Source organism: Pseudomonas parasichuanensis (assembly GCF_021601385.1).
In the GTDB taxonomy this organism is placed as follows: domain Bacteria; phylum Pseudomonadota; class Gammaproteobacteria; order Pseudomonadales; family Pseudomonadaceae; genus Aquipseudomonas; species Aquipseudomonas parasichuanensis.
The window spans coordinates 44,185-65,307 of record NZ_BQHO01000034.1; the positions used below are offsets into that span (position 1 = coordinate 44,185).

Here is a 21,123-nt window from a genome sequence, read left to right on the forward strand (position 1 = left end):
AGGAAAGATCGGACGGGACTATAAGAGCTCAACTTAACTTGAGGTCAACAGGCGTGGCAGCTAATTCAACTACCGACAGTTCACGGTTGCTTACCGTGGGAGAAGTCACCCGGCGCAGTGGCGTACCCGTGTCTACGCTGCACTTCTACGAGACCAAGGGGCTGATCGCCAGCACCCGCACGGCGGGCAACCAGCGGCGCTTCCCGGCGCTGGTGCTGCGCACCATCGCCATCATCAAGGTGGCGCAACGCACCGGTATTCCCCTTGAGGAAATCAAGCGCGCCCTGGGCCGCTACGCCCCCAACAGCAAGCTCACCGCCGCCCAGTGGGGCGAAATGTCATCGGCCTGGCGAGAAGACCTGAACGCGCGTATCCGCACGCTGGAAGCCCTGCGTGACAGCCTCGACAATTGCATCGGTTGCGGTTGCCTGTCGCTGGAGGATTGTCCATTGCGTAACCCGGGTGATGTGTTGGGCCAGGAAGGTGCCGGCCCCAGGATCCTCGAGAGCGGCAGCCGGACAGCTGGCGAGCCTTGATTCCGAAAGCGTCCACACGCATCTGGAGATTCCTGTGAGTCTGATCACTGATCCCCTTGAGTCAGCCAGCGTCCTAGTCTGCGGCGCCAGCCAGGGCATCGGCCTGGCACTGTGCACGCAGTTGCTGGCACGCGATGACGTGGTGCAAGTCTTTGCCGTTTCGCGCCAGGCAAGCCGATCACCAGAGCTGGCAGCCCTGGCCCAGCAACACGGCCAACGCCTGACCCGCATCGACTGCGACGCCCGCGACGAACAAGCGCTGGAAAGGTTGGCGCGGCAAGTGGGCGCCATCTGCCAGCACCTGCACCTGGTGCTCTGCACCTTGGGCGTACTGCACGACGCACCGGCACGGGCAGAGAAGTCCCTGGCACAACTGGACCTCGCCAGCCTGCAAGCGAGTTTCGCCACCAACACCTTCGCCCCGATCCTGCTGCTCAAGCACTTGCTGCCGTTGCTGCGCCAGCAGCCCACCACCTTCGCCGCGCTGTCGGCGCGGGTCGGGTCGATTGGCGACAACCGCCTGGGTGGCTGGTACAGCTACCGGGCCGGCAAGGCGGCGCTCAACCAGCTGTTGCGGACCGCCAGTATCGAGCTCAGGCGGCTGAACCCGGCCTCGACAGTGCTGGCGATTCACCCCGGTACCACAGATACCCGGCTGTCACGGCCGTTTCAGACCAATGTTGCGCCGGGCAAGCTGTTCGAGCCGGCCTTCGCCGCGCGATGCATCCTGGATTTGGTTGCCCAGCACGGCCCAGAACACAGCGGTACATTCTGGGCCTGGGACGGTCGGTCAATCGACTGGTGACTGATGCTCCTTGCGCAACTTGGACTTCACGCTGCACTCGCCATCATCCTCCTCACTGACCACCGGTATGGGGGGTTGGGCTCCTGTGTTTGATGGGCATAACCAAATCGCATCGGGTCAAGTTTCCGGCATTGCCGATGTGGGGGTGACTGTTGGCGCCGATGAAATGAAAACGGAACAAATCCGTACCCCATCTGGATTGCACAACGTCAAAACTGAAGCGCCGAATGGCAATGGACAGCCATCCACAATCAAGCTAAACCAAAACATGAGCAGCGGTGGATCCAATCCGATGAGCACCATCTGGTTCAGCGATCACGACCTGCCCAGGACTATCCGCAGTTTGGATTGACACCAAGCTCAGTCCGACCACCCGTCGAGCCTTGCCAACAACGTCGTAGGTGCAGGCAGAGTTGTCTCGTGAGTCATGTCTGACAACCTTGACTGTTGCAGCGGGTGAATACTATGAGGAGCTATTCCGAACTCGAGGTTGTGATTCTTCAGAATGAAGACCACAACTATCAGGTCAATGCCCGAAGACGCCTTAAAGAAGGCGACTGCATCACGCCCACCGCGCCGCTCGAGTTGAAAATAGACGACCCTCAGCTATTCAGCGGTGACCCTTTACTTGCCGGTCAGATACTGTCAACCGCATTATTTTCCAATAAAGATATTCGCGATGTGTTCATGGCTGCGCAGAATCACGCCAGCCAAGCCGGTGTGCCACTGCGTATACGTCTGCGTGTCGATCCAAGCACTTCAGCATTGCATAACCTACCATGGGAAACGCTGGTCCACCCCGCATACCCAGACCTTCCCTTATTGCGCAATGGTCACTGTGTATTCTCACGCTACTTGTTCACTCGTGAATTCAGGTTGCCAATGTTGCGCGCCAAACAGGACATCAAGGCATTGCTGGTGATTGCCAACCCTGGCGACCTGTCTCAAGTTTTTACCCCTATCGACGTGGACCGCGAGCTGGACATTGCCCGGCAGGCGCTATATCCGGTGCGTGCGATCACGCTCGCCGAACATGGCCGCACCACCTTGCCGGCAGTGATGGAGCAGCTACAGGAAGGTATCGATGTGCTCTACCTTATGTGCCACGGCATGATGGGGCCAAAAGGTCCAGCGCTCTGGCTTGAGGATGCGCAGGGCAGCGCCGACCTGGTGACCGGTGAGGACTTTGCCTCCCGTATTGCCGCACTTGATCGACCGCCCAGCCTGATCGTGCTGTGCTCATGCCAAAGTGCTGCCGCAGGCTCACCCGCGCGCGATGCGCTGACAGCCATTGGCCCAATGCTGGCCAAAGAAGGTGTGCCTGCCGTTTTAGCGATGCAAGGCAAGTTTTCCATGGCAACCGCTGCCACCTTCATGCCCATCTTCTTCAAAGAGCTTGCCGAGCATGGCGAAGTAGACCGAGCGGCTGCCAGTGCAAGGTCTCATGTGATGCACAGCCCGGACTGGTGGATGCCCGTCGTCTTCACCCGTCTTGACAGTGCACGTATCTGGTACCCACCCGGGTTTGGCGCCGGTGATGATGAACTTGACCCCTGGGACTCCATCGTCGACAACCTGAACCAGGGCGAATGTACCCCAATCCTCGGGCCGACGATGCAGGAAACACTCTTCGGTTCACGACGGGAGTTGGCTGCGCTCTGGGGGGAGATGTATCGCTACCCGATGAGCGGGCGGGACATCGAAGACCTACCGCAAATCGCCCAGTACCTTGCTGTTACTCGGCAGGGGCCATTTCCCATTCGGGAATTGTGCAAGAGTGTCTACAAACGGATACTCGAGCGCTTCCCAAATGATGTGCCCGATGAGTTGCGCAGCCTGGACGCACGCGCCATCAAGAACTTGAATCGGCTGATCTCCACCGTAGGAAGCAACATACGAACGCGCGACCCAAGCGACCCCCATGCGGTACTGGCCCACTACCGCCTTCCACTCTATGTGACCACCGACCCAAGCGACCTGCTCATCGATGCGTTGAGGGAGGCGGGAGCCAGTCCACGCGTGCGTCTATTACGCTGGAACGAACATGCGGAGCGTTGCGACGATCAATACGTTGCCGACAACCCCGTGCCGGCGAACCAGAAGCCTTCAGCCGAGTATCCAATTGTCGTCAAGCTGTTCGGCGACTTGAGCGAAACAGGTTCGCTGGTCATGACGGAAGACCAGTTCTTCGATTATTTGAGCAAAGCGACCTCCATGAAGGACGCGGTACCTCCCGTCGTCCGCTTCCGGCTCAGTTGCAGTGCATTACTGTTCATTGGTTTTCAAGCCGACTCATGGGAGTTCCGCATCCTGTTTCGCAGCCTTCTGCAACTGGAAGGTCGTGACTTGCTCGCCGACTACGAGCACCTGTCTGTACAGGTGGATCCGAACAGTATTCTCGACCCAGGGAGCGCGCGACGCTACATCGAACAATATCTGCAGACCAAGACCAAGCACCTGCGCCTTTATTGGGGAGATGTGCCGACATTCATCTGCGAGCTCAGAAGCCGTACTCAGAGGCGGTCATGAACAATCCCTATGTAGGACCTGGCCCGTTCGGTAGCCATCAACATCTGTTTGGACGCGATGCCGAAATCGATGAATTGCAATGGCGGCTTATCGCAGATCGCATCATCGTACTTTATTCACCGTCCGGCGCAGGCAAGACTTCGTTGCTCATGGCCCAGAACGGCCTGGTGGCGAGGCTGACGGAGCGCTTTCATGTCTTGCCGGTTATGCGTGCGGTCCGCAAGGAGACTACCGATCCGGTAGAGGCATTGCTGCTGCAACTGGAAGAGCGAGGTTTTGGCCAAAAACTTGCCGACGATACCTTGTGCACCTACTTCAGCCGCCTCGAAATCCCTCAAAGCCACCCGGCCAAACGTGCCTTGCTGGTCCTTGATCAGTTCGAAGAAATCTTTACCAACGGAGCAAATGCCGAGCAGCAGCGAACCTTCTTCAATCAGCTAGGTGAGCTGCTGAACAAGGGCTCGGTATGGTTTATCGCCAGCATGCGGGAAGAATACTTTTCATGGCTCGATAGTTTTCGTGAGGTCATTCCCACACGCCTCACCAATACTTTTCGCCTGACTCAACTGACCCCCGACCAGGCTGTCGAGGCCGTCAAAGGTCCTGCAGAAACGCTCGGTGTCCAGTTTCCAGCCGAGAACGGCGAAGACGCGGCCGTCCACCTTGTACGCGAACTGAGCAAAATGCATGTGCGTACTGTCACCGGCACGCTTGAGGTCCGCTGCACAAATGCAGTGGAGCCGGTGCTGCTGCAAGTCATCTGTTCCGATCTGTGGGACCGACTTGCCAGCAGTAAGCAGGTAGTAAGCAGCATCCATATAGGTGACCTGGCCAACTACAACGCCGAAACCGCTTTGCAGGATTACTGTGACAAGGCCCTGGACATGACAGCCCCGCGCGCACCAAGAGGGAGCCGACTTCGCGACTGGATCGACAGAAAGCTGCTGACTCACAGCTGCCTGCGGGCACCTGCGATGATCGACCCAGCTGACAAGGACTGCCCTACCCTGTCCGAACTGGCCACGCTGGAAAGCGTTCACCTGATCCGTCGACAAAGTCGGGAAGACGGAGAATGGTACGAGTTGGCCCATGACCGGCTGGCCAGCCCAATTCGGCGCAGCATCGAAACGTGGCGCCTGAAGAACCTGGAAGTCTGGCAGCAATTGGCTCATGCCTGGCACCTGGGCGGCGAGCAGCCAAGCTACTTCAAGACCCTGCGCGCGCACAGTACACGCCACTTCCCGAAGGCTGCGGTGGATGATCAGTTTTCTGATACCGAGGTGCGCTTCCTGCATGCGTATCGCCAGTATCACACCAGCAAATGGCGTTGGCATGGGGCTTGGGCAGTTGCACTTACCGCAACGCTTATCGGCGTGTTTCTCTCTGTGCAGTGGGTGACGACCCAGGCCAACCTGGCCGCAACACGCAAAGCCAACGCGGTGCAGGCAGGCGTGCTATCCATTCTGGGTGGCAAACCTGGGGTGGACCTGGGTGCACTTGCAACGGTGGTCGGCGTGCAACTGCAAGAAAAGGAACCTCAGTCTTTCGGGCTGAATTTCAGAACGGTGTTGAGCGACTACCTGAACAAGTCGCGCCAGATCGAATCGGTGGAAGCGCTCGGCGACGGAAAATCCCGCGTAGTCTTGTTCGAGCCTTCACGCCTGATACTGGCTGAAATAGGAGAAGGTCGGCATAGCGTGGAAATCCGCGAAGGCATACCCACCACCCAGGCCTGGAAGCTGGACGCCAATGCCCTCGAACAAGCTCACCCCAAAGGAATTCGCACCCTGGCCTTGCTCGGTAATGACCAATTGGCCACGGGTGACAGCGAAGGAAACATCAGAGTCTGGAACCTGACCACCCGGCAGCTGATTGGAGGGGCGACGGCAAAAGCCGACGACCCGAACGCGCCGCGAATGCAGAGCGCAATCCGCTCCTTGACGGCTGCAGGCGACATCCTCTACGCCGGTTTCGAAAGGGGCATAGTTGGCGCGTGGCGTATCGATCCGACGAAGTCAAATGCCCCGGAGCCTTTATGGAGTGCCAGGGTACTTTCCCGAGTCTCGGCGCTGGCAACCTTCGATGCAGGTAGCTCCGTGGCAGTAACCGATATTTCGGCCGCGGAACGGGTAAACCTTTTCAGCTACGCCAACGGCAAGGTTGTAAAAACGTACCTAGAGCCGGTTCCGAAGGAGGACAACTTCAAAGGTGCGTTCTACAGCATCGCCATCAGTGCCAACAGGCAATTCGTGGCAGCCGGCAATCGCGCAGGACGAATCTTCATCTGGAGCCTGACCTCGCGCAAGTTGCTCCTGCGTCTGGATGCCCATGAGCGTGGCGTCGTCCAGTTAAGCTACCTGGCCGACGGATCGCTGCTCTCCGCCAGCCTGGATGGCCAACTCAAGCGTTGGTCTTTTTCTGACGATGCCCAAGCATTGCGACGGGTCAGGACAGTCATCCAGCTGCCAAGACAATTGGTGAGCATTGCACCTGTGGCTGACGGAAAATCTGCCTTCATCACGACCGAAAAAGGCGATCTACTGAACGTCTCCCTTGAAGGCGGAAAACCCCCTTTCGGCCAGCTGCTACCCGACACCGATGGCATTGCCCAAGTGGCCGTTGACGAAGCGGTACCGCGCCTGTTCACCGCAAACCGAAACCTCCTCACGGTCTCCACCATCGATCCGGATAACGCCGCGCCGGCAACGTCTCGCCACGCCTCACAGGACACCATCGTGGCCCTGGCACGAGCACCGTCGGCCAAAGCGTTGTTCATAGCGCAAGCGCGTCAGGTGAGCGTAATTGACGATGAACCGATCGATGCGCAGGTGATGCTCGACCTACCTCTGCAAAAAAACGAAACGATCCTGGCAATCAACGTCAACGCAACAGGTACTGTGCTCCACGTGGAGACCTTGCCCAGGAACCTGCTGCTGGCCCTGACACCCGAGCACACCGTTACCTGTGAACTCAAAGTCCCTGAAGACTTCCCCCGCAGCATTCGAATTCTGGCATTTCGCCCCAACAGCCAGGATTTCGCCACGGTCAAGGGTGACAAAGTGCGCTTCTGGACCGTGATCAACGGTGCCGCCGGGTGCCCGCAGCTCCAGCCGGCACCCTATACCCTGTCCAAGCCGCGTGGTGATGTCCTGGCACTGACCTTCGACTCGACCGGCAACACGCTTTGGTTCGGAAACTTCGTGGGGCAACTGTACTTCGCCACCCTGAACGGCCCCACCGCCGAAGCCAAACCCTATCAGAGTGCCTCAACCGTGGAACCGGCCGCACTGGCAGTCAGTGAAGAAGGCACAGTGGCGATGGGGGACAGCAATGGCCACTTGTACGTGTACCAGAAAGACTCGCAGTTACCCCTGGAGATTGGCCAGGACTTCCATGAATCAGAGATCAACAGCCTGGCACTGGCCAAGGACGGCCAATGGCTGGTCTCGTCGTCTGCCTCCGGTACCGCTATCTGGGACCTGCGGTTACAGAGCTGGATAAACAGGGCCTGCAAACTGGCGACCGACCGTGACTTCAGCGACAACGAACGAGCGCAGTACTTCCAAACCTTGTCCGAAAAGCCAGAGCCTTGCAAACGGCCATAGCGATTATGCCAATGACGGAGGTCGAATATGCCCTACCGCACTATTCCCGGCACCGAGGTGAGTTATTTCATGCTGGCGGTTGACGAACACGGGATTGAAAACGCCCAAGATCCAGACGCAAGCAATGGCTACCTGAGCGACGACCTGATAAACGCAGCTGCACAGGCGACTGACGTTTTTATTCAGATCCACGGCTGGCTGCAGGGCGTCGGCAAAGCTTTTGGCCAGTTTGACAGTTGGACAAAGGCGTTTGTCGACCGGCCAACGGATCAGGCATTGATGCAGGCATGCAGGCCTGGTTTCAAGTCATTGCACTTGGGTTTTCACTGGCCAAGCCTAGCCTGGGGTGAAGGTTCCCTGGTCGCCGGCGACAGTTTCGCCGCCGAGCCCGCATTACCGCTCGAGGGTTGGGTCAATCATTATGCCGAGCAGTTGGGCGACTCATTCGAGGTCCGCGTCGCGCTGCGTGCAGTGTTCGAGGCGTTGCGCCGGAACGCAAGCATGGACGTCCTCAGCGAAGACGCACGAACCGCCTACCTGGCCCTGAATTCAGCATTGGAACTAGGTGAAGAGGGCCAGCCCGGTGAGGGTTCTGCAGATCGACTCGCCTTCGATCCCGATCGCACATTCAACGAGCAGGACGATCAGGCATTCGCCTTAGGGGGGTGGGGTGACCGCCTGCTTTCGCCCTTGCGGCAACTGACATTCTGGACAATGAAAAAGCGCGCCAGAACAGTCGGCGAACAGGGCCTGAGGCCATTGCTTGCACGCCTGCAAGGCGCATCACCCAACTTGCGCATCCACCTGATGGGGCATAGCTTCGGTTGTATCGTCGCAAGTGCGGCAATTGCAGGCGCAGACGGAGCAACACCTCTGCGCAGACCTGTCGATTCCTGCGTGCTGGTACAAGGGGCACTCTCTCTCTGGTCGTATGCTGCGTCAGTGCATTATCAGGGCGGCAGTCCCGGTTACTTCGAAAACATCCTGAGCCAACACAAGGTTAAAGGCCCCCTGGTCGCCACTCGTTCCAAGCATGACTATGCGGTAGGCCGGATCTACCCATGGGCGGCTGGCGTCGCCGGTCAGGACGCCTTCCCTTCCCTACCTCGATACGGCGCAATAGGTGCCTTTGGCATCTGCGGCACAGACGACACCGAGAGCCTCGCCATGAAAGCTGCCGAGGAACCTTACGCCATGCTCCCCGGCAAGGTCTACAACGTTGATGGTAGCCACTTCATCAACAAGATCGACGGCATTTCGGGTGCTCACAGCGATATCGCCGGGCCCGAGGTAGCTCACCTGATCTGGCAGGCCGCACTGCCAAAGGAAGACTCGGTATGAACGAAGCGTTTGATGGGCCCTTCGCATTTGGCGTCCATGCATCAACGGGGCATCCGCTGACTGCAGAGATTGATGGCAGCGTTAGCGCACAGCTCGAACAGGAGTCCAGAATCAGCGACTGCGTCGGCGGCCCTGCACCTCGAACGGATACCTTTGCAGTCCCGTTTGGATACGATATGGACGACCTTTCCGATGTAGGATGGGGCATTGTATTCGAAGGCTCGGTCGACCCCGCGCCTTTTATCGAAGCGCTGGGCGCACTGCTCGCGCTCAGGCAACAACAGGCGGACAAGCGCTTTCGAATCTTTTCGGGCATCGATGGCTACCGTAAAGGTGAAAGTGCCAGCAAATGGTTGAACCGCCATGGCGCGACACTCAATTTAATCGACCCGGCAAACGATGTGCCGTTCTACCTGACCCTGGTCGGGCCACCTGATGGTATCCCGTTTGATTTCCAGTACTCCCTGGATATCGTTGCTGGTGTTGGTCGCCTGGACTTCAACTCCCTGGATGAGTACCGAAATTACGCTCAGAGCGTCGTTAGCTTCGAGCAGGATCATTGGCGCTTTACGCGCAGGGAAATCGACCTGTTCGCCACCTGCCATGACTTCGACCGTGCCACACAGTTGTTCAACCAGTCGGTCGCCATACCCTTGAGCGAAGGTGATGGCAAGCGTGAACCACTGGGTAGACGGTTCGGTTTCAACATTAACGCCTACCTGCAGGATCAGTCGACCAAGGCAACCCTGAAGCGACTCATGACAGCCACGGATCGGCCCGCTTCGATCCTGTTCACCGGCACCCATGGCATGGCATTCAATGCCGACGATGTCCGCCAGGCCTCAACCCAGGGAGCCCTTGTGTGCCAAGATTGGCCGGGCTACGGCAACATCTCCAGTGACCATTGGTTCGCCGCGAGCGATGTTCCAGACAAGGCCAATGTTCACGGGCTGATTCACTTCTTTTTTGCCTGCTATGGTGCCGGTACTCCAGAGTTCGACAATTTCAGCATGAAAGCTGATGTGCCTGGCCGACTGGCCGAGAGAGCGTTGACAGCTCGACTACCGCAACGCCTGCTGTCGCTTGCGCAAGGCGGCGCCCTGGCTTCAATGGGTCATGTCGACAGGGCCTGGGCATCGAGTTTTCGCACCAGTACAGGGCAAACACAGACGCAGGGTTTCCGTGACATCATGGGGCGTTTGATGTCAGGGCAGCGCATAGGTCAAGCGACAGATACGTTCAATAATCAGTGGGGGGTGTTGAGCACAGAGCTGATCAGTGCGCTCAACGATAAAGCCTATGGAAAGCTCAATGACAACGAGTTGTTGGCGCTACGCACTTCTCGCGATGACTTACGCAATTATGTGGTGCTTGGAGATCCCGCAGTGAAACTCAAGGCGGCCAGCGATTGATCTGCTTTGCAGCTGCAAGAAAGGTCGCCGGGCGACGCTCGATTTTCAAGGCGCTGCAAAGCTGTCGCCAGCGACCTGGGGGGCACACAGCTGATCGCAAGACTGGCGCTTGAGCATCACACCGCTGCAGTCTGGCTACCCCAGGCGCTGACGCTGCAGGCCCTCACCCTCCCGGCCGCTGCTCGGCAAACAAAACATGCACCGAATCCAAAAAGTGATGCAACTCCGGCACCTTGGTATTCAGGCTGCGCGCCCCATCATCCCCTACCTTTATCGCCACATTGCCAGTCTCGAACTGCTCGACCAGCCACTCGATGAAAGCCTCCACAGAACTGGCCACCACAAATTTCTCTTCTTCATCGCGGCCAAAGTTGATCACTTGCCCCACGGTACCCTGCTCCGCCGGGTCCAGGTCCACCCCCAGGTGATTGCCGCCATAGTCGTAGGCAAACGGAACCCAGTAGCGGTTGGCATAGAGCGCCTTGATGGCCCCCGATGGCGACGACGTGCAAAAGTCGCTATTGACCGACATGTCTTCGTCAGACCACTCCTCGACAATGTCCCGCCACGACGCCCAATGCTTAAGAGCCTCTGCCAACGGCAGGAACGTCAACCCAAAGAACGGCCCCGTGCTCGCCTTGCCTGTTTGCCCGTCGTGCCATCGATAGAGCGCTTTCAAACTCTCTGGAAAATCCCGTCCGACCAGCGCTTCGAACTCAGCCAATGCGGCCTCGGTGCAGCCTGGCTTCAGGTCGTCATGTACTTCTTCAAGGTTGGCTTCCAACCACGTATCCAGTCGCTCTAACGTTGCTTTCATTGCAGCCCCCCTATCGGCGAAGGCTTGAGCATAGAGCACGACTGAGCGCGCCGTGGTCGAAACCAACCAGACAACACCAGTCACACCCCTGACAGGCCGCCAGGGCCAAGGGTTTGAGCCCGCCGGTCAGCTCACATCTCGACCTGGGTCCCGAGCTCGATCACCCGGTTCAGCGGCAGCTGGAAGTACTTGAGGTTGCTGTTGGCATTCTTGAGCAGGAACGCGAACAGGTGCTCGCGCCACCTGGCCATGCCCATGCGTTTGCTGGCGATGACGGTTTCGCGGCTGAGGAAATAGGTGGTGCGCATGGCTGCGAACTCCAGGTCGTCGCGCTGGCAGCGGCTCAAGGCCAGCGGCACGTTTGGCTCTTCCATGAAGCCGAAATGCAGGCTCACGCGGAAGAAGCCCTCGCCGAACGCTTCTACCTCGAAACGCTTGCCAGCGCTGACCCGCGGTTCGTCCTCGAACACCACCGTCAGCAGCACCACCTGCTCGTGCAGCACCTGGTTGTGCAGCAGGTTGTGCAACAGCGCGTGCGGCACCGCATCGGCCCGGGCGCTGAGGAACACCGCCGTGCCCTTGACCCGGTGGGGCGGCTGGTACTGCAGGCTGGCGATGAACAGGTCCAGTGGCAGCGCGCCTTCGTCGAGCCGTTCGACGATCAGCCGGCGGCCGCGCTTCCAGGTGGTCATCAGCACGAACAGGGCAACCCCGGCGATCACCGGGAAGGCACCGCCTTGGAGGATCTTCGGGGCGTTGGCGGCGAAGTACAGGCTGTCTACCAGCAGAAAACCCAGCAACAGCGGGATCGCCAGCCAGCGCGGCGTCTTCCACAGCAACAGCACCACCGCCGAGGCCAGCAAGGTGGTGATCAGCATGGTGCCGGTCACCGCAACGCCATAGGCGGCGGCCAGTGCACTGGAGGACTCGAAACCCACCACCAACAGGACCACGCCGACCATCAACGCCCAGTTGACCATGCCGATGTAGATCTGCCCCTGCTCTTCGCTGGAGGTGTGCTGGATGAACATGCGCGGCACATAGCCGAGCTGGATGGCCTGGCGGGTCAGGGAGAAGGCGCCGGAAATCACCGCCTGGGAGGCGATGATGGTGGCCAGTGTGGCCAGCCCGACCATGGGCAGCAGGGCCCACTCGGGGGCGAGCAGGTAGAACGGGTTGCGCACCGCGTCCGGGTTGCCAAGGATCAACGCGCCCTGGCCGAAGTAGTTCAGCACCAGGCCCGGCAGCACCAGCAGGAACCAGGCCCTTGCGATGGGTTTGCGGCCAAAGTGGCCCATGTCGGCATACAGCGCTTCGGCGCCGGTCAACGCCAGCACCACGGCGCCCAGGATGGCCACGCCCATGCCAGGGTGGACCACAAAGAACTGCACCGCCCAGGCCGGGTTGAGCGCCTGCAGCACCTCGGGGCGCTGGGCGATGCCGTGTACGCCAAGCGCGCCGAGCACGACGAACCACAGCACCATGACCGGCCCGAACAGGATGCCGATACGCGCCGTGCCGTGCTTCTGGATGACGAACAGCGCCACCAGCACCACCACCGACAACGGCACCACCCAGTGCTCAATCCCGTCGAAGGCCAGTTGCAAGCCCTCCACGGCCGAGAGCACCGATATCGCCGGGGTGATCATGCTGTCGCCGTAGAACAACGCGGCGCCGAACAGGCCCAGCAGCACCAGGCCCTTGCCCAGACGCGCATAGGGCGCCGCAGCCCGATGCGCCAGCGCGGTCAGGGCCATGATGCCGCCTTCGCCCTGATTGCTGGCCCGCAGGATGAACAGCACGTACTTGATCGACACCACCCAGATCAACGACCAGAACACCAGCGACAGCACGCCGAGCACGCCGGCGGTATTGGCCTGCACACCGTAATGGCCGGAGAAGACTTCCTTGAGGGTGTACAGCGGGCTGGTGCCGATGTCGCCATACACCACGCCGACCGCGGCTACGAGGGTGCCGATAGCGGTGGTTTTTCCGGGGAGGGTTGGGTTTGCAGCGGTAACGCTCTGGCTCACGGATGACGTCTCTGGGCTGGCAGGTGGAAAGCGCCTGCCCTCCTTGTGCATGACGACCTCGCGTGGCGCCCGCTCCGCCCCCGGCTACCTGCCTGGGGCCCTGCGGACCGGGCAGCAGAGGCGGCCAGTATCCTTGCAAGCGACCTTGCCGGTCGTAAAAAGAGCGTAAAAAAGCACCGTGCCCAGGAACGTGACGGGTCAGCGCGCGTGCAGCATCACGGCAGCGCGCACACGCTGGCGGCCAAAGCTGCTCATGCGCTGGAACTCGCCGTGGCTGACCGGCAGGTGCTGGCAGTCAAGGCGCGTGCGCAGGCGGCTGTGGTCCACATCCGGGTCGTGCAAGTACACGAACTGCTCGTCGCAGCCGGTCACCACCACCCAGTGCGGTGCCTTCAGGCGCGTAAAGCGGTAGCTGCTGATCAGCACCAGCGGTTTGAAACCTGCCTGCAGTGCGGCACGTATGTCCAGGCCAGGGGCGACCACCTGCTCCACGCCGGTCGCCAGCAAGGCCTGGGCGAAGCCGTCCTCGACCCGTTGCATGACCTCTTTCTTCTCGGCGCTGCGCACGCCGTCAAGAAACAGCGAGCCCGCCTGGCTGAGCACCAGATGCACCGCGAAGCCTCGCCTCCAGGCCGCCAGCGCCAAGCCCTGAGGGCTGCAGCCACCGTGCCCGGCGGTCATGAAAACGGTGGTTGCCTCACGCCACAGCTGGATCTCTTCGTCGCGGTCGGGCACCCGAGTGCCGTCAATCGCGGCCATGGCCATCATCAGGCAGGCGGCGCCACAGGTGAACTCGGTGGTCTGCGCGTAGTAAGGCACCTGCCGCGCCGGCGGCGGCGCCTCGCTCAGCACGCGTTTCTCGTAACGCAGGGCCTGGGCGTGATCCTCGTAGTAATCCTCGACCACAGCGAAACGCTGGTAGCCGTTGGCTTCGTACAAGCTGACCGCGGCCGGGTTGTCGGCGCGCACTTCCAAGCGCACCCAGGCGCAATGGCGTTCAAGCGCACGCGCCTGGACCTCGTCGAGCAAACGCTGGCCCAGGCCATGGCCACGCCAGGCAGGGGCGACCGCGATGGAATACAGGCGCGCCAGCGAAGCGCCACGATGAAACAGCAGCAATGCATAACCGGCCAGTTGCCCGCTGCGCTGCGCGACGATCAGGCAGGCGTTGGCGCGGCTGATCATCCAGTGGAAGTTGCGCGGGCTCAGGCGATCGAGGCTGAAGCACTGCTGCTCCAGGGCAGCCAGATGATCGATATCGGCCATCGATGCAAAGCGAAAATCAAAAGGCATGGCAGCACCGTAATGTTTGAGTAACGAACCGGGACAGGGCGAAAAACCCGTGATTTATTGAAGCGGCGTGTTCTTCAACAGGGATCGATCACTCATGTCAGCGCTGCAAGCCAACAGGGCCGAAGTATTGGACAAATCCGAGAGCTGCACAATCCTCCTGGGCGAGGAACCACCCGGTAAACGGCGCGCCGGCAACCGCCTGCTGATCCTGGTGGAGCGCAAGGAAGACTGGGCCAGCTACCTGCCCAGCGAGAGCCTGATGCTGGCCCAGGATTACCTGGAGCACACCGATGAAGTGGCCGGCCGCACCCAGGTGATCAACCTGTGCCGCCATTACAAGTACCTGGGCCAGGGCTACTACTGCTCACTGCTGGCCGAAGCCCGCGGGCACAAGGTATTCCCCTCGGTGCGCACGATCAGCGAGCTGTCGCGCAAGGCGCTGTACGGGGTTGGCCTGGACGACCTGGAGCGCACGCTGGAACGTGCGCTGGCCAACCATCCCTATGGCAGCACCGAGGCCTTCACCCTCACCCTGTACTTCGGCAAGACCCCCATCGAGCCGCTGCAGGCGCTGGGCCGCCAACTGTTCGAGGCCTTCCCCTGCCCCATCCTGCTGGTGGAGTTCCGCCGGGGCGAGACGTGGCAGATCGCCGGGATCAAACCCGGGGCGCTGTGCAAGCTGCGCGACGCGCAACAGCATGTCTTCGCCGACGCCCTGGACGCCTTCAACCGGCGTACTTGGCGCCAGCCGCAATCCAAGCGTGTGGCGCGCTTCGACCTGGCCATCCTGCACGACCCTGGCGAACTGTTGCCGCCCTCCAATACCCAGGCGTTGCAGCGCTTCATCGAGGCCGGTAAGGCGCTAGGGATCGATGTGGAACTGATCGAGAAAAAGGATTACGCCCGCCTCGCCGAGTTCGATGGCTTGTTCATTCGCGAAACCACCCGCGTGGACGACCATACCTACCGCTTTGCGAAAAAGGCAGAAAGCGAAGGGCTGGTGGTCATCGACGACCCCGCTTCGATCCTGCGCTGCACCAACAAGGTCTACCTGGCCGACCTGCTCAAACGCCGTGGCCTGGGCATGCCGGCGACCGAGATTTTGTACAAGGACCGCCCCCAGGAGCTTGAGCTGGCAGGCAAACGCCTGGGCTTCCCGTTGGTGCTGAAGATCCCCGATGGCTGTTTCTCCAAGGGCGTGATCAAGGTGGCCGACGCGCAATCCCTGGCTGCAGCGGCCCAGGAGCTGTTCGAACATTCCGTGCTGCTGCTCGCCCAGGAGTACTGCTACACCGAGTACGACTGGCGCATCGGGGTGCTTGACGGTGAAGCCCTCTACGCCTGCCAGTACTTCATGTCCAAAGGGCATTGGCAGATCTACAACCACAAGGCGGCCGCCGCCGAGGTCAATGGCAAGTGCCGGGCCGTCCCTGTGGACCAGGTGCCCGATGACGTGGTCAAGCTCGCGGTCGACACGGCCCGGCTCATCGGCCAGGGCCTGTATGGCGTCGACCTGAAACAGGTCGGCGAGCGGGTGATGGTCATCGAAGTCAACGACAACCCCAACCTGGATGCCGGTATCGAGGACGCGGTGTTGGGCGAGGCGCTGTACCGGCGCGTGCTGCAAGCCTTCGTGCGCCGGCTCGAACAGAAATACCGTGGCCAGGTGGGCTGAGCCATGATCGAGGGCTATTGCATCGAAGCCGGTACGCTGTGCCAGGCACCTGCCGACAAGGCAAGCGTCTGGCTGAGCATCGCCCCTGACGCCCATGAGCAGTGGCTGCTCCAGCACCAGTTGGGCATCAGTGCCCAGGTGCTGGAGTCATCGCTCGACCCGGACGAAGTGGCGCGTATCGAAATCAAGCCCGACCACCTGTTCCTGATCTGGAAACGCCCGGAAAGCTTCGATGGCCGCGTGTTCAACGTGTCCTCGTTCGGCGTGGTGCTCAGCGAGCAACGCCTGGTGGTGATCAGCGCCAGCAATGCGCTGCTGGCGCGGCTGGGACAAGGTTCGAACCTGACCAGCCCGCTGGATGTGCTGATGGCGCTGCTGGCCGAGAGTGTGCATCACTACCTGGGCCATTTGCGCGTGGTCAAGCAGGTGGCCCGGGAGCTGCAGCAACACTTCACCCGCACGATGGACAGCCAGCACCTGCTGCAGATGTACAGCCTGAGCGAAAGCCTGGTCTATTACGTCAACGCCATCCACAGCAACGGCGCCGTCCTGGGCCTGCTGCGCAGCCATGGCCGCCGCCACGGGTTCGGCCCTGGCCAGCTGGAAGCCCTGGACGACCTGATCATCGAAAACCAGCAGAGCCACCAGCAGGCCAGGATCCATGCCCAGGTCTTCACCAACCTGATCGAAGCCCGGGGCAACCTGGCCAACAACAGCATGAACCTGGCGCTGCGCAACCTCACCCTGATCAATGTGGTGTTCCTGCCCCTCAACCTGATCGCCAGTATCGGCGGCATGTCGGAGTTCAGCATGATGACCGCGGGCATGCCGTGGTGGCTGGCGTTCCCTGCGCTCATGGCCGCGATGGCCGTGCTTGGGGGCGGCATGGCCATCGCCCTGCGACGCATGGCCTGAGCCCGACCTGGCCACTGGTGTGGTATGCAAGCCGGTCGTTCAATGCGATCTTCTGTGCCCGGCACACGGCGCTTGACGGAGGCTTCGCCTTGATTACCGTAGTGAGCGCCGGGAGCATCTTCGATGCCCTGCTGACAGCGCTTGCACGAAAGGAAACCGCACATGATCGATAGCAGCACCCCGGTCAACGAACAGCCACGCGCGGCTCGCCAGCCGATCAGCCTGGCCCAGGCCCTGCGCTTCTGGCTCAAGCTGGGTTTCATCAGCTTTGGCGGGCCCGCCGGGCAGATCGCGATCATGCACCAGGAACTGGTGGAGCGCCGGCGCTGGATCAGCGAAAAACGCTTCCTGCACGCACTGAACTACTGCATGTTGCTGCCGGGCCCCGAAGCCCAGCAGCTGGCCACCTACATCGGCTGGCTGATGCACCGCGCCTGGGGCGGCGTGATTGCCGGCGCCCTGTTCGTGCTGCCGTCGCTGTTCATCCTGATCGGCTTGTCGTGGGTTTACCTGGCCTTTGGCGAAGTGCCGGTGGTGGCCGGCATGTTCTACGGCATCAAGCCTGCGGTGACCGCGATCGTGTTGCATGCGGCCCACCGCATTGGCTCGCGGGCGCTGAAAAATGGCTGGTTGTGGGCCATCGCTGGCGCGTCGTTCGTGGCCATTTTCGCCCTGAATGTGCCGTTCCCGCTGATCGTGCTGGTGGCCGGTATGGTCGGCTATGCGGGCGGGCGGCTGGCGCCCGGCACCTTCGTCATCGGTGGCGGCCATGGCGCCGCCCGCCAGCACTATGGGCCGGCGCTGATCGATGACGATACGCCCCCACCCGAGCATGCGCGCTTTCGCTGGCGGCACCTTCTGCGGTTGATGATGATCGGCGCCGCGCTATGGCTGCTGCCCATGGGGCTGCTGACCCTGGCATTCGGCTGGGACGGCACCCTGACGCAAATGGGCTGGTTCTTCACCAAGGCTGCCCTGTTGACCTTCGGCGGTGCCTACGCAGTGTTGCCCTACGTGTACCAGGGCGCTGTGGGCCATTACGGCTGGCTGTCGCCCACGCAGATGATCGACGGCCTGGCATTGGGGGAAACCACCCCAGGGCCGCTGATCATGGTGGTGGCGTTCGTCGGCTTCGTCGGTGGCTACCTGCAACCGATGTTCGGCGCCGACCATCCCTTCCTCGCCGGGGCGGTCGCGGCGAGCCTGGTCACCTGGTTCACTTTCCTGCCGTCGTTCCTGTTCATCCTTGCCGGCGGCCCGCTGGTGGAGTCGACCCACGGCGAGATGAAGTTCACGGCGCCGTTGACTGCGATCACGGCGGCCGTGGTTGGGGTGATCCTGAACCTGGCGTTGTTCTTCGGCTACCACGTGCTGTGGCCCAACGGCTTCGCCGGGGTATTCGACTGGCCTTCGGCGCTGATTGCGGCGGGCGCGGCGCTGGCATTGTTCCGCTGGCGCCGTGGGGTGATTCAAGTGTTGCTCGCCTGTGCCTTGGCGGGTTTGGCGGTACACCTGTTGCGGGGGTGAACGCGCAGGCCGGCCGACAGTGTCGGCCGGCTCCTGCAAGACGGGGTCTAGCGACCCGCCTGCGCCGCCTGTTGGTCGGCATGGTAGGACGAACGCACCAGCGGCCCCGACGCCACGTTCCTGAAGCCCATCGCCACGGCCTGCTCGGCAAGCCAGGCGAAGGTATCCGGGTGCACGAAACGCTGCACCGGCAGGTGGCTGCGCGACGGTTGCAGGTACTGCCCGAGGGTGAGCATGTCGACCTGGTGCTCGCGCAGGCGCTGCATCACTTCGATTACTTCCTCATCGGTTTCGCCCAGGCCAAGCATCAGCCCGGACTTGGTCGGCACGCCCGGCACCCGTTGCTTGAAGCGCTCCAGCAAATCCAGCGACCACTCGAAGTCCGAGCCCGGCCGGGCTGCCTTGTACAGGCGCGGCACGGTTTCCAGGTTGTGGTTGAACACATCCGGCGGCTCCTGGGCGGTGATGGCCAGGGCCACGTCCATGCGCCCCCGGTAATCGGGCACCAGGGTTTCCAGCTGGATGCCCGGCGACAGCCGGCGGATCTCGCGCAGGCAGTCGACGAAATGCTGGGCACCGCCGTCGCGCAAGTCGTCGCGGTCCACCGAGGTGATCACCACGTACTTCAGGCCCAGGTCGGCGATGGCGATGGCCAGGTTCTTCGGCTCATCGACGTCCAGCGGCCGCGGCCGGCCATGGCCGACGTCGCAGAACGGGCAACGGCGGGTGCAGATGTCGCCCATGATCATGAAGGTCGCCGTACCGCCGGCGAAGCATTCGCCCAGGTTCGGGCAGGCGGCCTCCTCGCAGACGCTGTGCAGCTTGTGCTTGCGCAGCAGGGCCTTGACCCGCGCCACCTCGGGGGAAGTGGCGATCTCTACGCGGATCCACTCGGGTTTGCGCGGGATGTCCTCGGTGGGCAGGATCTTCACCGGGATGCGCGCCACCTTCTCGGCGCCGCGCAGTTTCACCCCGGCTTGCAGGGGCTGGTTCATCGGCAGGCTCCTGTTCAACCGCGGTAGTAACGTGGGGCCACGAAGGGTGTGCGCACCACCTGCATTGGCACCAACTTGCCACGCACCTGGGCGAACACTTCGGTCTCAAGCGCGGTGTACTCGCTCTGCACATAGCCCATCGCCAGCGGCCCGCCCAGGCTTGGGCCGAAGCCGCCGCTGGTGACCCGGCCGATCACCTCCTCCCGGGCATTGACGATCAATGCCCCTTCACGCACCGGCACCCGCTCGCGGGGCAGCAGGCCGACCCGCTTGCTGGCCACGCCTTCGCGCTGCTGGGCCAGGATGCGCGCGGCCCCCGGGAAACCACCGGCGCGCTCGCCGTCGGCACGCCGGGCCTTGGAGATCGCCCAGGCCAGGCTGGCCTCGATCGGCGTGGTGCGCGCCTCCATGTCATGGCCGTACAGGCACAGCCCGGCTTCCAGGCGCAGCGAGTCGCGGGCACCGAGGCCGATGGCCTCGACCTCGGGTTCGGCCAGCAGGGTGCGGGCCAGCAGCGGCGCCGCCTCCACCGGCACCGAGATCTCGAAGCCGTCCTCGCCGGTGTAGCCCGAGCGGCTGACGTAGCAGTCGACACCCAGCAGCTTGACGCTGGCGAACTGCATGAAGGTCATGCCGCCCACCTGCGAGGCCAGGCGCCCGAGCACCTTGGCCGCCGCCGGCCCTTGCAGGGCCAGCAGGGCGCGGCTGGCGAACAGCGACTCGACCTCGCACTGGCCCTCCAGCTGCTGGCGCAGGTGGGCCAGGTCCTGCTGCTTGCAACCGGCGTTGACCACCAGCAGCAGCTCATCGTGGGCCAGCCTGGCCACCATCAGGTCATCGAGGATGCCGCCGTCGGCGTTGGTGAACAGCGCATAGCGCTGCATGCCCACCGGCAGGTCGAGGATATCGACCGGCACCAGCGCCTCCAGGGCCTGGGCGGCATTGGCACCGCGCAGGCGGATCTGGCCCATGTGCGAAACATCGAACAGGCCGGCCTGCTCGCGGGTGTGCAGGTGCTCCTTGAGCACCCCCAGCGGGTACTGCACCGGCATGGCGTAGCCGGCGAAGGGCACCATGCGCGCGCCCAGTTGCAGGTGCAGGGCGTGCAGCGGGGTGTGTTGGAGGGCTTGTGTGGACATGGGTGACTCCTTGGGTTCGAGGGGGATCAGGCCGGGTACACCGGGAAGCGCTTGCACAGCTCGCCGACCTGGCGCGCCACCTGGGCCTCGACGTCGGCATCGCCGAGGTGCTCGAGGATGTCGCAGATCCAGGTGGCCAGGGCGCGGCACTCCTCGACCTTGAAACCACGGGTGGTCACCGCTGGCGTGCCGATGCGCAGGCCCGAGGTCACGAAGGGTGATTGCGGGTCGTTGGGCACGGCGTTCTTGTTGACCGTGATATGCGCCCGGCCCAATGCCGCGTCGGCGTCCTTGCCGGTGATGCCCTGGCGGATCAGGCTGAGCAGGAACAGGTGGTTGTCGGTGCCGCCGGAGACCACGTCGAAACCGCGCTGCATGAACACCTGGGCCATGGCCCGGGCGTTGTCGATGACCTGCTGCTGGTAAACCTTGAAGCCAGGTTCCAGCGCCTCTTTGAAACACACCGCCTTGGCCGCGATCACATGCATCAGTGGCCCGCCC

General features: G+C 61.9%; 16 protein-coding genes. 10 read left to right on the top strand and 6 right to left on the bottom strand.

Annotation, left to right across the window (positions count from 1 at the left end):
- Window positions 1–86: 86 nt before the first annotated feature.
- The 7 genes from soxR to L6D77_RS22490 all read left to right on the top strand — a co-directional run bounded on the left by soxR (window position 87) and on the right by L6D77_RS22490 (window position 10,228).
- Complete coding sequence (soxR, locus tag L6D77_RS22460) at window positions 87–536, top strand: redox-sensitive transcriptional activator SoxR (RefSeq protein ID WP_232883704.1); 450 nt, start codon at window positions 87–89, stop codon at window positions 534–536.
- 34 nt (window positions 537–570) lie between these two features.
- The gene (locus tag L6D77_RS22465) at window positions 571–1,341 is read left to right on the top strand and encodes an SDR family NAD(P)-dependent oxidoreductase (protein ID WP_232883540.1); all 771 of its coding nucleotides are present in this window, start codon (window positions 571–573) and stop codon (window positions 1,339–1,341) included.
- Window positions 1,342–1,351: 10 nt separating this feature from the next.
- Window positions 1,352–1,693: a hypothetical protein gene (locus tag L6D77_RS22470; RefSeq protein WP_232883542.1), complete on the top strand. Its 342-nt coding sequence runs from the start codon at window positions 1,352–1,354 to the stop codon at window positions 1,691–1,693.
- A 113-nt stretch (window positions 1,694–1,806) separates the two neighbouring features.
- A complete protein-coding gene (locus tag L6D77_RS22475) occupies window positions 1,807–3,870 on the top strand; it encodes a CHAT domain-containing protein (RefSeq protein WP_232883543.1) in 2,064 nt (687 codons plus the stop codon).
- The gene (locus L6D77_RS22480) at window positions 3,867–7,475 is read left to right on the top strand and encodes a WD40 repeat domain-containing protein (protein WP_232883545.1); all 3,609 of its coding nucleotides are present in this window, start codon (window positions 3,867–3,869) and stop codon (window positions 7,473–7,475) included. The genes L6D77_RS22475 and L6D77_RS22480 overlap by 4 nt, the downstream gene beginning before the upstream one ends.
- A gap of 27 nt (window positions 7,476–7,502) precedes the next feature.
- The gene (locus L6D77_RS22485; protein ID WP_232883547.1) at window positions 7,503–8,816 is read left to right on the top strand and encodes a hypothetical protein; all 1,314 of its coding nucleotides are present in this window, start codon (window positions 7,503–7,505) and stop codon (window positions 8,814–8,816) included.
- On the top strand, window positions 8,813–10,228 hold the full coding sequence (locus L6D77_RS22490) for a C25 family cysteine peptidase (protein ID WP_232883548.1): 1,416 nt from the start codon (window positions 8,813–8,815) through the stop codon (window positions 10,226–10,228). Before L6D77_RS22485 ends, L6D77_RS22490 begins: the two co-directional genes overlap by 4 nt.
- Before the next feature lie 163 nt (window positions 10,229–10,391).
- Here L6D77_RS22490 and L6D77_RS22495 read toward each other — a convergent pair whose 3' ends face one another.
- The 3 genes from L6D77_RS22495 to L6D77_RS22505 all read right to left on the bottom strand — a co-directional run bounded on the left by L6D77_RS22495 (window position 10,392) and on the right by L6D77_RS22505 (window position 14,371).
- On the bottom strand, window positions 10,392–11,045 hold the full coding sequence (locus L6D77_RS22495; RefSeq protein WP_232883550.1) for an SMI1/KNR4 family protein: 654 nt from the start codon (window positions 11,043–11,045) through the stop codon (window positions 10,392–10,394).
- A 131-nt stretch (window positions 11,046–11,176) separates the two neighbouring features.
- Window positions 11,177–13,129: a potassium transporter Kup gene (locus tag L6D77_RS22500; RefSeq protein WP_442964056.1), complete on the bottom strand. Its 1,953-nt coding sequence runs from the start codon at window positions 13,127–13,129 to the stop codon at window positions 11,177–11,179.
- Window positions 13,130–13,276: 147 nt separating this feature from the next.
- The gene (locus L6D77_RS22505) at window positions 13,277–14,371 is read right to left on the bottom strand and encodes a GNAT family N-acetyltransferase/peptidase C39 family protein (protein WP_232883553.1); all 1,095 of its coding nucleotides are present in this window, start codon (window positions 14,369–14,371) and stop codon (window positions 13,277–13,279) included.
- A gap of 94 nt (window positions 14,372–14,465) precedes the next feature.
- Here L6D77_RS22505 and L6D77_RS22510 point away from each other — a divergent pair, with 94 nt between their 5' ends.
- From L6D77_RS22510 to chrA, 3 genes are all read left to right on the top strand, one after another.
- Window positions 14,466–16,046 (top strand): RimK family protein, encoded by a 1,581-nt coding sequence (locus L6D77_RS22510; protein ID WP_232883554.1) that lies wholly within the window; start codon window positions 14,466–14,468, stop codon window positions 16,044–16,046.
- Between the two features lie 3 nt (window positions 16,047–16,049).
- Window positions 16,050–16,961 (top strand): magnesium transporter CorA family protein, encoded by a 912-nt coding sequence (locus L6D77_RS22515; protein WP_232883556.1) that lies wholly within the window; start codon window positions 16,050–16,052, stop codon window positions 16,959–16,961.
- A gap of 162 nt (window positions 16,962–17,123) precedes the next feature.
- On the top strand, window positions 17,124–18,488 hold the full coding sequence (gene chrA / locus L6D77_RS22520; RefSeq protein ID WP_232883558.1) for a chromate efflux transporter: 1,365 nt from the start codon (window positions 17,124–17,126) through the stop codon (window positions 18,486–18,488).
- Between the two features lie 47 nt (window positions 18,489–18,535).
- Here the strand turns inward: chrA and lipA are convergent, their stop codons facing one another.
- The 3 genes from lipA to L6D77_RS22535 form a co-directional block, all read right to left on the bottom strand.
- Window positions 18,536–19,483 carry a lipoyl synthase gene (gene lipA, locus L6D77_RS22525; RefSeq protein WP_232883559.1) on the bottom strand — a complete coding sequence of 316 codons (948 nt, stop codon included), beginning with the start codon at window positions 19,481–19,483 and terminating at the stop codon, window positions 18,536–18,538.
- 14 nt (window positions 19,484–19,497) lie between these two features.
- Entirely contained in the window at window positions 19,498–20,622 is a 1,125-nt protein-coding gene (gene gcvT, locus L6D77_RS22530) for a glycine cleavage system aminomethyltransferase GcvT (protein ID WP_232883561.1), read from the bottom strand.
- A 26-nt stretch (window positions 20,623–20,648) separates the two neighbouring features.
- On the bottom strand, window positions 20,649–21,123 hold a 475-nt coding region (locus tag L6D77_RS22535; RefSeq protein ID WP_479685091.1), incomplete at its 5' end, for a PLP-dependent aminotransferase family protein.